Origin of the sequence: Hydrogenibacillus schlegelii, from assembly GCF_001653195.1 — a bacterium.
GTDB classification, from domain to species: Bacteria; Bacillota; Bacilli; order Thermicanales; family DSM-22653; genus Hydrogenibacillus; species Hydrogenibacillus schlegelii.
In genome coordinates this window covers 287,185-301,795 of sequence record NZ_JXBB01000001.1, presented here as the reverse complement: position 1 = coordinate 301,795, position 14,611 = coordinate 287,185, and the positions used below count along the sequence as shown (strand labels likewise).

Annotated in this window: 15 protein-coding genes; 14 read left to right on the top strand and 1 reads right to left on the bottom strand. The window is 68.4% G+C overall.

The window, feature by feature from the left end; all coding sequences use genetic code 11:
* The first annotated feature begins 219 nt into the window (after nucleotides 1-219).
* The 3 genes from SA87_RS01395 to SA87_RS01385 are packed head-to-tail and all read left to right on the top strand — an operon-like array spanning nucleotide 220 to nucleotide 2,650.
* Nucleotides 220-909 (top strand): fatty acid metabolism transcriptional regulator FadR, encoded by a 690-nt coding sequence (locus SA87_RS01395; protein ID WP_066197922.1) that lies wholly within the window; start codon nucleotides 220-222, stop codon nucleotides 907-909.
* Complete coding sequence (locus tag SA87_RS01390; RefSeq protein ID WP_066197920.1) at nucleotides 875-1,633, top strand: electron transfer flavoprotein subunit beta/FixA family protein; 759 nt, start codon at nucleotides 875-877, stop codon at nucleotides 1,631-1,633. Before SA87_RS01395 ends, SA87_RS01390 begins: the two co-directional genes overlap by 35 nt.
* A gap of 42 nt (nucleotides 1,634-1,675) precedes the next feature.
* Nucleotides 1,676-2,650: an electron transfer flavoprotein subunit alpha/FixB family protein gene (locus SA87_RS01385; protein WP_066197917.1), complete on the top strand. Its 975-nt coding sequence runs from the start codon at nucleotides 1,676-1,678 to the stop codon at nucleotides 2,648-2,650.
* Between the two features lie 189 nt (nucleotides 2,651-2,839).
* Here SA87_RS01385 and SA87_RS12935 read toward each other — a convergent pair whose 3' ends face one another.
* On the bottom strand, nucleotides 2,840-3,370 hold the full coding sequence (locus tag SA87_RS12935; RefSeq protein ID WP_066197915.1) for a type 2 periplasmic-binding domain-containing protein: 531 nt from the start codon (nucleotides 3,368-3,370) through the stop codon (nucleotides 2,840-2,842).
* Between SA87_RS12935 and SA87_RS12930 the strand changes: the two genes are divergently transcribed.
* The 11 genes from SA87_RS12930 to SA87_RS01330 all read left to right on the top strand — a co-directional run bounded on the left by SA87_RS12930 (nucleotide 3,329) and on the right by SA87_RS01330 (nucleotide 14,465).
* On the top strand, nucleotides 3,329-3,775 hold the full coding sequence (locus SA87_RS12930) for an ABC transporter ATP-binding protein C-terminal domain-containing protein (RefSeq protein WP_066441225.1): 447 nt from the start codon (nucleotides 3,329-3,331) through the stop codon (nucleotides 3,773-3,775). The genes SA87_RS12935 and SA87_RS12930 overlap by 42 nt on opposite strands.
* Nucleotides 3,768-4,511 (top strand): ABC transporter ATP-binding protein, encoded by a 744-nt coding sequence (locus SA87_RS01370; RefSeq protein ID WP_066197909.1) that lies wholly within the window; start codon nucleotides 3,768-3,770, stop codon nucleotides 4,509-4,511. Before SA87_RS12930 ends, SA87_RS01370 begins: the two co-directional genes overlap by 8 nt.
* 185 nt (nucleotides 4,512-4,696) lie before the next feature.
* Nucleotides 4,697-5,020, top strand: a complete 324-nt coding sequence (gene trxA / locus SA87_RS01365) for a thioredoxin (RefSeq protein WP_066197905.1) — start codon at nucleotides 4,697-4,699, stop codon at nucleotides 5,018-5,020.
* A gap of 356 nt (nucleotides 5,021-5,376) precedes the next feature.
* Nucleotides 5,377-5,640, top strand: coding sequence for a hypothetical protein (locus tag SA87_RS01360; RefSeq protein ID WP_169816879.1), 264 nt, complete (start codon nucleotides 5,377-5,379; stop codon nucleotides 5,638-5,640).
* A 62-nt stretch (nucleotides 5,641-5,702) separates the two neighbouring features.
* Nucleotides 5,703-7,346 (top strand): solute symporter family protein, encoded by a 1,644-nt coding sequence (locus SA87_RS01355; protein WP_156423464.1) that lies wholly within the window; start codon nucleotides 5,703-5,705, stop codon nucleotides 7,344-7,346.
* Nucleotides 7,346-9,163 carry a histidine kinase gene (locus SA87_RS01350; RefSeq protein WP_156516472.1) on the top strand — a complete coding sequence of 606 codons (1,818 nt, stop codon included), beginning with the start codon at nucleotides 7,346-7,348 and terminating at the stop codon, nucleotides 9,161-9,163. Before SA87_RS01355 ends, SA87_RS01350 begins: the two co-directional genes overlap by 1 nt.
* 13 nt (nucleotides 9,164-9,176) lie before the next feature.
* Nucleotides 9,177-9,911 (top strand): LytR/AlgR family response regulator transcription factor, encoded by a 735-nt coding sequence (locus SA87_RS01345; protein WP_066197895.1) that lies wholly within the window; start codon nucleotides 9,177-9,179, stop codon nucleotides 9,909-9,911.
* Nucleotides 9,912-10,350: 439 nt separating this feature from the next.
* The gene (locus tag SA87_RS01340; RefSeq protein ID WP_082718284.1) at nucleotides 10,351-10,716 is read left to right on the top strand and encodes a DUF485 domain-containing protein; all 366 of its coding nucleotides are present in this window, start codon (nucleotides 10,351-10,353) and stop codon (nucleotides 10,714-10,716) included.
* A 4-nt stretch (nucleotides 10,717-10,720) separates the two neighbouring features.
* On the top strand, nucleotides 10,721-12,253 hold the full coding sequence (locus tag SA87_RS01335) for a solute symporter family protein (RefSeq protein ID WP_066197893.1): 1,533 nt from the start codon (nucleotides 10,721-10,723) through the stop codon (nucleotides 12,251-12,253).
* A 46-nt stretch (nucleotides 12,254-12,299) separates the two neighbouring features.
* Nucleotides 12,300-12,440 (top strand): hypothetical protein, encoded by a 141-nt coding sequence (locus SA87_RS13390; RefSeq protein WP_169816878.1) that lies wholly within the window; start codon nucleotides 12,300-12,302, stop codon nucleotides 12,438-12,440.
* A 45-nt stretch (nucleotides 12,441-12,485) separates the two neighbouring features.
* On the top strand, nucleotides 12,486-14,465 hold the full coding sequence (locus tag SA87_RS01330) for an acetate--CoA ligase (RefSeq protein WP_066197889.1): 1,980 nt from the start codon (nucleotides 12,486-12,488) through the stop codon (nucleotides 14,463-14,465).
* Nucleotides 14,466-14,611 lie beyond the last annotated feature (146 nt).

Below are 14,611 nucleotides of genomic sequence, written 5' to 3'. Positions count from 1 at the left end.
GTTCGGGTCTCCCCGGCGCCGTCTTCGGCTGCACTGGGGTTCGGTGCCACGGCCTTGACGGAGCCCGAGACGATGTCGTTCGAGGTTCACCGGCGCTCGGTTGACATCCGGGACGGGTGGGCGTACACTGAAAGAGAGTCGGTCGAGTGAATGCTCATTCATCCTAGAGCCCCTTTGGCGTTGAGGTGAGAGAAACCTCTTGCGTTAAGGAGGGACGCGGTGGCGCGGCGGAGCGGCGAGAAGGGGGAAAAATACGAAGCGATCTTAAACGCGGCGATCAAGGTTTTCGCCGAAGCCGGGTATCACGGCGCCCAGGTGTCCCGCATCGCCCGGGAAGCCGGAGTGGCCGACGGGACGATCTACCTGTACTTTTCCGGCAAGTCGGATCTTCTCGTCTCCGTCTTCCGATCGTACCTCAGCCGGCACGTGGAACGCCTTCGGACGGCCCTCGCCGAGGAGCCCGACGTGCCGGCGAAGCTTCGGCGGCTCGTCTGGGAGCATTTTCGGCCGCTCAGCGAGCACTATGAGCTCGCCGTCGTGACGCAGGTCGAGCTCCGGCAGGCGGATCCCGCCCTGCGAGGGCGGATCAACGAGATCCTCCGAAGCTACCTTGACGTCATTGACGGCCTCATCGAGGAGGGCAAGGGCGCCGGCATCTTCCGCCGGGACATCGAGACGCACCTCATGCGGAAGATGATCTTCGGCACCCTCGACGAGACGGTGACGTCGTGGGTGATGGCCCGGCGCCGGCGGGAGCTGATGAGGCTCGCCGATCCGGTGTTTCGTCTGCTTTATACCGGTCTGAAAGCGCCGGAGGCAGAGCCGGGCGGCGCGGAGCGGGACGAAAGAAGCGGGGCAGAGAGGAGGAGCCAAGATGAAGATCATCGTCCTCATGAAGCAGACGTTTGACACGGAAGAAAAAGTCGTCGTCGAAGGGGGACGGATCAAAGAAGACGGCGTCCAGTTCATCATCAACCCGTACGACGAGTACGCCGTCGAAGAAGCGATCCGGATCAAGGAAGCCGGGGAGGCGGAAGTCGTCGTCTTAAGCTACGGGCCGCCCCGGGTCGAAGAGGCGCTCCGGAAGGCCCTCGCCATGGGCGCGGACCGGGCGATCCTCGTCGAAGCGGAGGCGCCGCCGGTCGACGAGGCCTTCGTCGCCGACGTCCTCGCCCGGGTGGTGGAAAAAGAAGCGCCGGACCTCCTTCTGGCCGGTTATTTCTCCGTCGACAACGGCGGCGGTCAGGTGGCCCTCCGGGTCGCCGAGCGGCTCGGCCTGAACCACATCGGCGCGGTGCTGAAGCTTTCCGTCGACGGACGGAAGGTGCGGGCCGAACGGGACGCCGAAGGCGACGTGGAGATCGTCGAGGCAGAACTTCCGCTTCTGGTGACGGCCCAGCAGGGGCTGAACGACCCCCGCTATCCGTCGCTTCCGGGGATCATGAAGGCGAAGAAAAAGCCGCTGGAACGGATTTCGCCGGCCGATCTCGGCGTCGAGCGGGCAGAAAAAACCACCGTCGTCGACCGGTTCGCGCCGCCGAAGCGAGAGGCCGGGAAGATCCTCGGCGGCACCGCGGAAGAGGCGGCCCGGGAGCTCGTCCGGCTGCTTCGGGAAGAAGCGAAGGTCGTCTGAGGGCGTCGAACGCAAACGACAACCGCGACGGGAGGGGAAAGCATGGCGGGGAAAGCCCTCGTCGTAGCAGAAGTCAAAGGCGGCGCCCTGCGGCAGGTGGCGCTGGAGGCGATCACGGCGGGCCGGCGATTTGAACCGTCGGAGGTGATCGCCGTCCTCCTCGGCGCCGGCGGCCTGGACGAGCCGGCCGCCGCCCTCGGCCGGCGGGGCGCCGACCGAATCGTCATCGTCGAGCACGAATCTCTTGGCGCGTACACGCCCGACGCGTATCTCCAGGCGCTTCTTCAGGTCGTCGAGCGGGAAGCGCCGGAGGTGATCGTCTTCGGTCACACGGCGATCGGCCGCGACGTGGCGCCCCGGCTCGCCGCCCGCCTCGGCGCCGGCATGGTGAGCGACGCCGTCGACGTGCGGTCCGAAGGCGGCGAAGTCCGGATCGTCCGGCCGATCTACGCCGGCAAGGCCTTTGAAGTGCGGACGTTTACCGACCGCCCGGCGGTCCTTTCGATCCGGCCGAACAACCTGCCGCTGCCGGACGAAGCCGCCGGCCGGACGGCGCCGGTCGAACGGCTCGCCGTGGACCTCAAAGACCTTCGCTCGATCGTCCGGGAGGTCGTGAAAAAGACGGCCCAGGGCGTCGACCTTGCGGAAGCCCGCGTCGTCGTCGCCGGCGGCCGCGGCACGAAAGGAGAGGAAGGGTTTAGGCTGCTTCGGGAGCTCGCCGACGTTCTCGGCGGCGCCGTCGGCGCCTCCCGCGGGGCGTGTGACGCCGGCTACGCCGATTACGCCCTCCAGATCGGCCAGACGGGGAAAGTCGTCACGCCGGACCTCTACATCGCCGCCGGCATCTCCGGCGCCATCCAGCACCTCGCCGGCATGTCGGGGTCGAAGGTGATCGTCGCCATCAACAAAGATCCCGAGGCTCCGATCTTCCAGGTGGCGGACTACGGCATCGTCGGCGACCTGTTCGAGGTCGTGCCGATCCTGATCGAGGAATTCAAGAAGGTCAAGGTCTCATAACCGCGGTCCCGGAAGGAGGACAAAAGAGGCCGGATCCCCAAAGAAGCCGGATACCAAACGCGGCCGGAGCCAGGCTCCGGCCGCTTTTTTGCCGATTTCGGTCGCCCGGTCTGGCTTTCCGGTCAGCTCCCTTCGCTTCGGCCCGTTCAGCGGCAGAGGAGATCGGCCGCTCGGAGCGGAAGGGACCGATCAGCGGGGTTTGCGCGCTTCGACGAACGCCCGCAGGGGAGGCGGCATTCGGACCGCCACCTCGTCGTAGAGCGGCGCCACCGCCTGCTCCCAGGCGGTTCGCTCGTCGGCGGTGAGCCGGTGAATGCGGAGGCCCGAGGCGGCCATTTCCTTCAGCGCCCGGGCTTCGAGCTCCCGGATGAGGCGGAGCTCATAGGCACCGGCTTCCTCGAGAGCCTTCAGGAGGATCGCCCGATCGTCCGGCGGAAGGCGGCGCCAAAAGGCGTCGTTCACGAGGACGGGGTAGCCGAGGTAAGTCTGGTTAAACGGCGCCGGCACCGTCCGGGCGCCGAGGAGCTCGAGGTAGCGGGCGATCGTCGAGCTTTGCATGCGGCGGAAGACGAGACCGCGGAAATCTTCCGGCCAGAGAACCGGTCGGACGTTCGTCGTGATCTGCTTCAGGCCGCTGTGCCAGAAGAGAAGCGTCCGAAGACCGTCCCGCTCCGGCGGATGACGGTGCTGGAAAATGTGATGGTCGGCGCCTTTTTGCATACCCGCCGGCGGGAGGTGGCAGAGCGGCGGGCGCTCGAGGTGCTCGCGCTCACCGGACTTTATGAGCGGCGGCATGAGGAGGCTCGGACGCTTCCGATCGCCGGACGGAAGCGGCTTGAAGTCGCTCGGGCGCTGGCGACGGAGCCGAAGCTTCTTCTCCTGGATGAGGTTGCCGCCGGGCTCAACCCGAAAGAGGTGGAAGCGGTGATGGCGCTCATCCGGACGCTGAAAGAAAGCGGGGTGACGATCCTCATGGTGGAGCACATCATGAAGGTCGTCCTCGGGGTCGCCACGCGGGCGCTGGCCCTGAACTTCGGCCGGACGATCGCGGCGGGGACGCCGGAGGAGGTCACCCGGCATCCGGACGTCGTCCGGGCGTACCTGGGGGAGCGGCGTCATGCGTGAGGCGCTCCTTAAGATCGCCGGCCTTTCCGCCGGGTATGGGGATGTGACCGTCCTTTGGGATGTCGACCTCGAGGTGAAATCCGGCGAGATCGTCGCCCTCGTCGGGGCGAACGGCGCCGGGAAGACGACGCTTTTAAACGCCGTCTCGGGCCTCGTCCGGCGGTTCCGGGGGACGATCCGGTTTTCGGGGCAGGACCTCGGGCGGCTTTCGCCGGATGCGATCGCCCGGCTCGGGATCGCCCACGTGCCGGAGGGGCGGCGCCTTTTTCCGGGGATGACGGTGCGGGAAAACCTCGACGTCGGGGCGATGACCCGGGAGGCGAGGGCACACCTTGCCGAGTCCCTTGAGCGGGTGTATGCGCTCTTCCCGATTTTGAAAGAGCGTTCGGCGCAGGAGGCCGGGACGCTCTCCGGCGGCCAGCAGCAGATGCTCGCCATCGCCCGGGCGCTCATGAGCCGGCCGAAGCTCCTTATGATCGACGAGGCATCCCTCGGACTTGCGCCGAAGGTTGTCGACGATATTTATGCGGCGCTGGAGGCGATCCGGAAGGAAGGGCTCACGATGCTCATCGTCGAGCAAAACGTCGCCCTCGCCCTCGACGTCTGCCACCGGGCGTACGTGCTGGAAAACGGCCGGAAAACGGCCGCATCGCTCTCTCCGGCGACTGCCGGTCGCTTAAGGGCGATCCGCGGGTTCAGGCGGCGTATCTCGGCGGATGAGGCCAATTCGGCCTGAATGAAAACGGCCGCCCGGTCCGGGCTTCGGACCGGGCGGTGTTCGTTGGCTTTCCGAATGAAATCTGCTATCATGAGGGGCGAGCGTGCCGGTGAAGGGCCGGGGTGAGCGGCGGTCGCGCGGGTCTGCGGAGGAGCCGGCATGCCGATCGAACGGACCATGCGAGGGGGAGGCAAGGAAAGGCCATGGCCATCAAACAGACGACCGATGCCGATTTTGTCCGGGATGTGGAGCAGGCAGAGGGGCTTGTCATCGTCGACTTCTGGGCGGAGTGGTGCCACCCGTGCCGGATGATTGCGCCGATCCTCGAGCAGCTGGACGAGGAGTACGCCGGACGAATTCAGGTGGTCAAGCTCAACGTCGACGAAAACCCGGATACGCCGAGCCGCTTCGGCATCATGGGCATCCCGACGCTTTTATTCTTTAAAAACGGCGAGGTCGTCGAGCGAATCGTCGGCTTTCAGCCGAAGCCGAATTTCGTCCGGGCGATTGAAAAGCACCTCGCATGAGGGAAAGCCGGCTTCGGACCGGGCGCGGGGGGCTCGCGGCGCGGTTTTGTCGTTTCTGACGGCGCGGTGTGCCGATTGGGTGGGACGTCGGGTTGTCGTTTTCGTGGCCGGTCCCGAAGGCGGCGAGGACGTTGACCTCGGCCGGAAGCCGGCATTCGGAAGCCGTGGGCGGCTTCCGGCGTCGAAGGTGTTAACGGAAAATTGAATCCAGTCCGGCGATCCGGCGGGGGGCCGGCGGTCTGGCGCCGGTGTGGCGGCTCATCGGCACAAATTTTTCGGCCGGATGCGGAGATTCCGGCCGAGCGCGAATGTCTTCGGCCGCAGGCGGAAGATCCAACCGGGCGAGGTGGGGGATGTTGACGGAAGGGGGCTTAAGACGCCGGTTTTGGCGGCGGACGGCGCTGGGCGGCGCCTATTTCGTGATCTACGGCGGACTTCCGTGGACCGGCGGTCGCCCCGGCGCGGTGATCGGGGTGATGGTTCTCACCGTGGGACTTTTGGCGCTGGAGGCCGCGCTGAGCGGCCGGGAAGAGCGATCGTTCGCCGCGGCGCACCCGGCGCCGGCGTCCACGGGGCGGATGCCGGCGCCGGATGGGAGCGGCGGATCTAGAACAGATTGAAGGTTGACGTCAATGACGATGGGGATGATGTCGGTTTCGGGAAGCGGGTCGACGGCAGGGAGATGATCGGCGTCGGTACGGGAATCGTCGGCGGGGAAGGGTCGGGCGTGGCAAAGGAGTTCGTCTTAGAGGCGTTGGGTGCATCGGCCGCCCTCGGCGTCCCGGGCGAGGTGGCGACGACGTTCGGCCTCTTTTTGGCGATGCTGGCAAGCGCCCTCGTCATCACTCACTGGGCGGCGGAACGGCAGCCGACGACGCTTCGGTTTTTCACCGCCGCGCGGCGCCTTTCGGGGGCGCAAAACGGGCTGGCCATCGCCGGCGACTACATCAGCGCGGCGTCGTTTCTCGGCACGACCGGCGCGATCGCCCTCTACGGGCACCTGGGGCTTCTTTTTGCGGCGGGGTTTCTCGCATCGTACGTCGTCTTCGGCTTCTGGATCGCCGAGCCGGTGCACCGGCTGGGCCGGTATTCGCTCGGCGACGTCTTTGCCGCCCGTTTTCCGGGCCGGAGCCTCCGGTTCGCCGTCGCCGGGGTGCAGTTTGCCATTTCCTTCCTTTATCTCCTGCCGCAGCTCGTCGGGTCGGGCCTCCTTCTCCGGTTGCTCCTCGGCCTCGATTTTCGCGTCGGCGTCGTCGTCATCGGCCTCATCATGTCCGTTTACGTCGCTTACGGCGGGATGCTGGCGACGAGCTGGGTGCAGATTATAAAAACGCTCCTCCTCCTCTTCGGCTCGCTTCTCATCGCCCTCATCGCGGTCGTCCGTTTGGGCGGGTGGGCGGCGCTTACGGCGGCCGGCCGCTCGAGCCTGGAGCCGCTCGTCCCGCCGACGGGGCTTCCCGTCGACCCGCCGGCGCAGGCGGCGCTGTTGTTCGGTCTTTTGTTCGGGACGTCCGGCCTGCCGCACATCCTCCAGCGCATGCTGACGGTTTCGTCGGTGACGGCCGCCCGCCGATCGGTGGTGTGGGCGGCGGCGGTCATCGGCGGATTTTATCTTCTGGCGCTCGTGATGGGGCTGTCGGCGCGGGGCGTCCTTTCGCCGGCGGCGCTTTCCGCGCTGGCGGAAGAGGGGGGGAACCTCGTCGCTCCGGCGCTCGCCCGGGCGATCGGCGGCGTGTTTTTGTTCGCCTTTGTGGCGGCGCTGGCGTTTCAGACGATCCTCGCGGTGGTGACGGGGCTCGTCATTTCGGCGACGACGGCCCTCGTGCACGATCTGTACGATCATGTCTTGAAGGGCGGCGTGGCGGACGAGGCGGTCAAGCTCCGCCTGGCCCGGGTGAGCGCCCTTGCCGTCGGCCTCGCGGCGACGGCGGCGTCCTTCGGCGTCGGCGGGGATAACGTCGCGGTGCTGATTTCGTATCTTTTCGTCATCGCCGCCTCGAGTCTTTTTCCGGCGCTCCTCCTTCTCCTGTACTGGCGGGGGCTTACGCCGGGCGGCGCCGTCTTCGGTCTTGTCGGCGGGTTCGTCCTGGCCGCCGTCGGGTCGGGTTTTGCTTACGGACATCCGGCCGGCGGGGCTTGGGTTCCTCCGGCGGCGATCTCCGCGGGCTTTCTCTTGACCGTCGTCGGAAGCCGCCTCTTTCCCGGCGGGGCGGCGGCGCCGTGGCCGGCGTTTTTCCGGGCGGCCCACGGGCTTTGGCCGTCGGAGAAAAACGCCGGCGGGGCGTCGGAAGCCAACGCGGCGTCGGGCGGGAGGCGGTCCGGCTGATGCCGCTTTTTTGGGCGCTTCTCGAGCGGGCGGCGCTTCTTCTCCTCGTCGTCCTGATGGCGCTGGAGCTTCGGCCGCTTCGGCCGCTGGCGGCGCCCGTCACCGGGCGACGGCTGCGGGCGCTGCAGGGGCTTCTCTTCGGCGCCTTCGGCGCCCTCGGGACGGCTTTCGGCCTCGTCACGGTCGACGGCCGCTGGTCGCCGGTCCCGCTTTTTCTCCATTCGCCGCTTCCGCCGGAGGCGTACGTCATCGACCTGGCGCCGATTCCGGTGGCGATCGGCGGGCTTCTCGGCGGCCCGGCGGTGGGGGGAGTCGCCGGCCTCGTCGCCGCCGGCGCCGCCCGCCTTCTCGTCGGCATCGGTGCGGCACCGCTTCAGGCGGCCGACGTAGCCGCCGGCCTCGTCGCCGGGGGACTTTCGGTCTTTTTCGGGGGGCCGCGGCTTATGGTGCCGGCGCGGGCCTTTTTTGTCGGCATGCTGCTTCCGATCGTGCAGGTCGGCGCCGTCCTCGTCGCCCGGGGGGATGCGCCCTCGGCGGTGCGGTGGGCCGACGAAGCCGGCCCCCCCCTCGTCGGGGTCATGGGCGCGGCGCTCGCGGCCTTTTCGGCGATCATCCTGGGCGCTCAGCAGGCGCTCTGGCAGGCCTCCGCCCGGAAGATGCGGCAGGCGCTTTCGGTGCTGGAAAAGGCCTTGCGGCACGTTGCCGGGGCGGAGCCGGCGGCCTGGGCCGAGGACGTCGCCCGACTGCTTCAGGGGGAGCTCGGCCTCGAGGGGGCGGCCGTGGCGGACGAACGCCGGGTGCTGGCCAGCGCCGGCCGGCCGCCGGCAGGGCTTCAGGCCGGCTCGGCGCTCCGGCACCCGGCGGCGGCGGAAGCGCTTTTTTCCCGCCGGGCGGTCGTCGACGGGGCAAACGTCTTCGTGCCGGTGGAGGCCGGCGAAAAGGCCATCGGCCTCCTCGTCCTCACCTTCGGCCGTCCGGAGGCGATCGGCCCGGTGGAGGAGGCCATCGCCCACGGCATCGGGAGCCTCTTGTCGAAACAGCTTTCGGCCCTGGAGGCGGAGCGGTACCGGACGCTCGCCCGGGAGGCGGAGCTCCGGGCGCTCCAGGCGCAGATTCATCCGCATTTTTTGTTCAATACGCTGACGATGATCCACGCCCTCATCCGCCGCGACCCGGAACGGGCCCGGCGGGCCGTCGTGGATCTCGCCCATGTCCTTCGCTACGTCCTCACCGCCGACGATCGGGAATGGGCGACCCTCGACGCGGAGCTCGCCTTCGTGCGGGCGTACGCCGAGATCGTCCACGCCCGTTTTTCCGGTCGCATTCGCATCGAGGTTCGGGTGGAAGCCGGCGTCGATCCGACCGCGATCGTCCTGCCGCCGGTCGTCATCCAGCCGCTCGTGGAAAACGCCGTGCGGCACGGCCTCCGCGCGAAGGACGGCGGGGGGACGGTGTCGGTTCGGGCGATGCCGGAGCGGGGAGGGGTGCTGGTGGCGGTGGAGGATGATGGGGCCGGGTTTCCGCCCAAGTTCCTCGCGGCGTGGAAAACGGCCGGCGAACTCGATCCGGCGGCGGCCGCCGAAGCGCCTTTTGCCGGGTCGGCCGATGCCGGAGGCGGGAAAAAGGAGCGGCCCCTCGGCGCCGCCGGGACGGGGATCGGCCTCAAAAACGTCGACGCCCGGCTTCGGCGCCGGCTGGGCCCGGCCTCCGGGCTCCGGATCGAAAATCGGTCGGAGGGTGGGGCCGCGGTTCGCTTCTGGCTTCCCGCCGAAAGGCCGGACTTCCGTCCGCCGGAGACGCCGGCCGCACGGCGGTGAAAGGAGGGGGACGGTGAAGCTTCGGGCGATCGTGGCCGAGGATGAGCCCCTCGCCCGGGAAGAGCTTTTGGAGGTGCTCGCCCGGGATCCGGAGGTGGTCGTCGTCGGCGAGGCGGAAGACGGCGAGACGCTGTTCGATCTCCTTTCCCGACACCGGCCGGACGCGCTCTTTCTCGACATCGAGATGCCCCGGCGTTCGGGGCTTCAGGCGCTGGAGCGCTGGATCGCCCGGCACGGCGCCGAAGCGGCGCCTCTCGTCGTGTTTACGACAGCGTACGAGCGGTATGCCCTCGAGGCGTTTAACCTGGAGGCGGTCGATTATCTTTTAAAGCCGTACGACGCCGCCCGGGTCGAGCGGGCCCTTCGGCGACTGAAAGCGCGGCTTCGAGAGCGGAGCACGTCGTCGGCGCCGGCGGGAAAGCTCCTCGTCGACGACGGGGAACGGTACGTCGTCCTCGATCCGAAGGAGATCCTCTACGCGGAGCGGAAAGAGCGGGAGATCGTGGTTCACACGCTTCGGGGGCCGATCCGAAGCCGGATGGCGCTGGCCGAGCTCGAGGAACGGCTGCAGGGCGGTCCGTTTTTGCGCGTCCACCGGAGCTTTCTCCTCAACCTCGACTACGTCGACAGCATCGAGCCGTGGGCCAACGGCGCCTACACGGTGTACCTCAAAGACGCGAACCACCCCCCCATCCCGGTGAGCCGCGGCGCGGCCAAGGCGCTGTTCGATCGCCTCGGCCGGCGGTAGGGGGCTTCGGCCGACGGCAGCGAGGTTCCGGCCGCGCGGGGCGGTTCGGTCGGCGGTAAGGGGGCTTCGCCCGCGGCGGGGGCGTTTCGGCCGGCGGCGTCGTTTCGGGCCGCCCCGAAGGGGCCGCGTCTGGGCGGCCGGATGCGGCCGAAAGCGGGGTGAACCGGCGGTTTCATCCATCGATCCGCATGTTCCCATCGAACGGAACGCTGCTCTTCGCGCGCGGAAAAATGCCGTTGGCGCGCCTCATCGGACATTTCGCGCGCCCCGTGTTCACAACCGTCGGTTTTTTTGCTATCCTCTGATTAACCCTTTCCAGGGGAAAGCGCTTTCCTGCGGCGGCGGTTGTCCGGTTTTCTCGCCAGATGTCGGCCCGGGGATCTCGCCCAAAAGAGAACCGGGCGAGCATGGAAAAAGAAAACCGAAAGGAGGCGCGCCGATGTCCGACCTCGATCTTGCGTTCGGTTCCTCCGAAAGGGCGCCGGCGGAGGCCGCCGACGCCCGCTATCAGGCGATCGCCCGCTCGGACGGGTTTCGTACCCTCGTCCGGCGCAAGATGGCCTTCGTCTGGCCGGTGACGGTTCTTTTTGTCGCGTTTTATCTTCTCCTCCCCTTGCTCGCCGGCTACGCTCGGCCGCTCATGGGATCGTTCGTCGTCGGGCACGTGACGTTCGGCTACGCCTACGGCCTCATCTACTACGTCGTCGCCTGGGCGCTGGCGTACGTCTACGTCCGGGCGGCCCGCTCGTTCGACGCCCGGGCTCGGGAACTGGCCGGAAGCGACCGCGGGCGGAAAGGGCGGTGAGCGGATGATCCAGCTCTTCGGCGTGGCGCTCTTCGTCGCCATCGTCGCCCTCACGATGTACATCACCTATTGGGCCTCCCGGCGGGTCCGGGGGACGAGCGAGTTTTACGCCGCCGGCCGGTCGCTCACCGGCTGGCAGAACGGCCTCGCCATCGCCGGTGACTACCTGAGCGCCGCTTCGTTCCTCGGCATCGCCGGCCTCGTCGCCTTAAACGGCTACGACGGCTTCATGTACGCCGTCGGCTGGCTCATGGGCTACGTCGTCGTACTCTACCTCGTCGCCGAGCCGCTCCGGAACTCCGGCAAGTACACGCTGGCGGACGTTCTTTCCTACCGGCTTCAGCCGGTGCCGACGCGCCTGGCGGCGGCCCTCGTGACGCTGACGATCAGCACGTTTTACATGGTGGCGCAGATGGTCGGCGCCGGGGGGATCATCCAGCTCCTCGTCGGCATTCCGTACGAGTGGGCCGTCGTCATCATCGGCGTGCTCATGATCGTCTACGTCGTCTTCGGCGGGATGATCGCGACGAGCTGGGTGCAGATCGTCAAGGCGGTCCTCCTCATGGCCGGGACGATCCTCATCGTCCTCCTCGTCGGCGCCCGGTTCGGCTTCAACCCGTCGAACCTGTTTGCCGCCGTCGCTCAAGCGCACGGCGTCGAATTCCTCCAGCCCGGGAAGCTCTACCAAAACCCGATCGACCTCGTCTCCCTCGGCATCGCCCTCATCCTCGGCACGGCGGGTCTCCCGCACATCCTCATCCGCTTCTACACCGTGCCGACGGCCCAGGAGGCCCGGAAGTCGGTCGTCTGGGCGATGGCGATCATCGGCGTCTTCTACCTCCTCATCACGTTCGTCGGCTTCGGCGCCATGGTCCTCGTCGGGCCCGACCGCATCCGGGCGGCGGACAAGGGCGGCAACATGGCGGCGCCGCTTCTCGCCGAAGTGCTGGGCGGCGGTCCCGGGACGATCGGCGGGGAGCTTTTCATGAGCGCCATCGCCGCCATCTCGTTCGCGACGATCGTCGCCGTCGTCGCCGGCCTGGTGCTCGCCGCCTCCGGCGCCTTCGCCCACGACATCTACACGAACGTCATCAAGCGAGGCGCCGTCGACGAGCGGAAGCAGTTCGTCGTCGCCCGGGTGACCGCGCTCGTCGTCGGTGCGGTGGCGATCGCCATCGGCATCCTCGCCAAGGGGCAAAACGTCGCTTACCTCGTCGCCCTCGCCTTCGCCGTCGCCGCAAGCGCCAACCTGCCGGCGATCCTCTTTTCGCTTTACTGGAAGCGGTTCAACACCGCCGGCGCCGTAAGCGGCATGATCGTCGGCGCCGCGACGGCGGTGACGCTCGTCATGATCGGCCCGAGCGTCATGGGGAAAGATGCCCTCTTCCCGCTGGCGAACCCCGGCATCGTGAGCGTCCCGGCCGGGTTCCTCACCGCCTTTTTGGTGACGCTTCTTACGCCGGCGGAAGCGGACAAGGCGACGAAGTTCGACGAGCTCGCCGTCCGGGCCCACACCGGCCTCGGCGCCGAGCAGTGAGGGAGAGCGCCTGCGCGCGTTTGTGCTTTTGCCAGGGCGCCCCTTCTTGATCGGCGTGGCGCCCCGTCGGCCGACCCTTTCCCTCCGGCGAAGGGAAGGGCGCGCCGGCGCCTTTTTTGCGAAGCCGTTCAACCCGATCGCCCGGATCCTTGCCCCGCCGCCCGCCGAGCGGCGGGGCCGGGCGTGAAGGAGGAGGCCGACCGAGACCGACCTTTAGGGGGGACGACCTGCGATGCGCATCTTTCAGCCGGAATTCGAACGCCTGAAGCGGGAAGCCGAGCGGGATTTTGCCGCCTTCTGGGGCCGGATCGCCCGGGAGGAGGCGTTCTGGTTCAAACCGTTTGAACGGGCGTACGACGGCGCGCCGCCGTCGTTTCGCTGGTTCGTCGGCGGCGAGACGAACGTGAGCTACGCCGCCCTCGACGTCCACCTCGAACGGGGCTGGGGCGGTCACGCCGCCCTGATCGGCCTGAACGAGCGGGGCGAGCGGCGGGTTCTGACCTACAACGACCTCCACCGCCTCGTTCGGCGGATTGCCCGCGGGCTCCGGGCCCTCGGCGTGGAAAAAGGAGACCGGGTGGCGATCTACATGCCGACGATGCCGGAGGCGATCGCCGCCATGCTGGCCACGACCCGCATCGGGGCGATCCACGTCGTCGTCTTCGCCGGCTTCGGCGCCGGGGCGCTTCGGGACCGGATCGCCCTGTCGGGGGCGAAGGTGCTCCTCTACGCCGACCGGACGTTCCGCCGCGGGAAGACGGTCGACCTCGAAGCGATCGTCGCCGAGGCCCTCCGTGAGCCGCTCCCGGAACTCAAGCGAGCGGTCGTCCTGCGGTGGGAGGCGGCCGAGGGCCCCCGGTCGTACGGCGCCTTCCCGGCGGAGGCCGTCCTCGACTGGGAGGCGTTTCTTCAGGCGGGAGAAGGAGAAAGCGACGCGGCGACGCCGGTCGAAGCCAACGAGCCGGCGTTCATCCTCGCCACCTCCGGGACGACCGCCAAGCCGAAGCTCGTCGTCCACGCCCATGGGCCGTATCAGGTCGGCGTCCGGGCGATGGCCAAGTGGATGTACGCCCTCCGGCCGACGGACATCTGGTGGTCGACGTCGGACATCGGCTGGATCGTCGGCCACAGCTATATCGTCTATGGGCCGCTTTTTGTCGGCGCGACGACGATCGCCTTCGAAGGGGCGCTCGATCACCCCGGCCCGGAGACGTTCTATCGCCTCCTGGAGTCGGAGCGGGTGACGGGACTTTTCGTCGCGCCGACGCTCATCCGGATGCTGATGAAGTACGGCGCCGACGTCGCTCGCCGCTTCGACCGCACGTCGGTCGAGCGGGTGTTCAGCGCCGGCGAGACGCTGAACCCGCCGGCGTGGGCGTGGTTTCAGGACGAGGTGTTCGAAGGGCGGGTGCCGGTGATCGACCACTGGTGGCAGACCGAGACGGCGGCGCCGGTCATCGGGAACCCGTACGGCCTGGGACTGCTCCCGATCAAGCCCGGGTCCGCCGGCGTGCCGCTCCCCGGCATGGCGGTCCGCATCGTCGACGATACCGGCACGCCGCTTCCCGCCGGCCGGCAGGGTATGGTCGTCGTCGAGCGGCCCTTCCCGACCCTCACCGCCCGCCTGTGGGGCGAGCCGGAGCGATACGCCGAGTCGTACTGGCGCCGCATCCCGGGCGTCTACTACGCCGGCGACGCGGCGCACGTCGATGAGGACGGCTACGTCTGGTTCGCCGGCCGGGCGGACGAGGTTCTGAACGTCGCCGGCCACCGCCTCGGCACCGTCGAGGTGGAATCGGCGCTCCTTCGCCATCCGGCGGTGGCGGAAGCCGGCGTCATCGGCCGGCCGGATCCCCTCCGGGGCGAAGTCATCGCCGCCTTTGTCGTGTTGAAAGGGGACGTTCGGCCGTCGCCGGCCCTCGAAGACGAGCTCCGTAAGACGGTTCGCCAGGCGCTCGGCCCCGTCGCCGTCGTCGGGGACCTGATCTTCGTGCCGATGCTGCCGAAGACCCGGAGCGGCAAGATCATGCGTCGGGTGCTCAAGGCGACGCTCCTCGGCCAGCCGCCGGGGGACATCTCGACCATCGAAGAGGAGGCGAGCGTCGCCGAGATCATGGAAGCGTGGCGGAAGCTCGCCGCCGCCCGAAGCGGCGCCGATGCCGGTGCCCCGCCGGCGGCGGGCGCGGCTTCGCCACCATTCGCGCAAGATTGAAACGCCCCGGTTCTTTCGCGTCTCGGTCGATTGTGTTAGACTCGATTTTACAAACGCGCCGGGGCGGCGCCCCTGCGGCGGACCGGCCCCCCTGCGGGGGATCGGCGGCCGCCTGCGGCGGGCCGGCAGGCACCGGGTTCATCCTT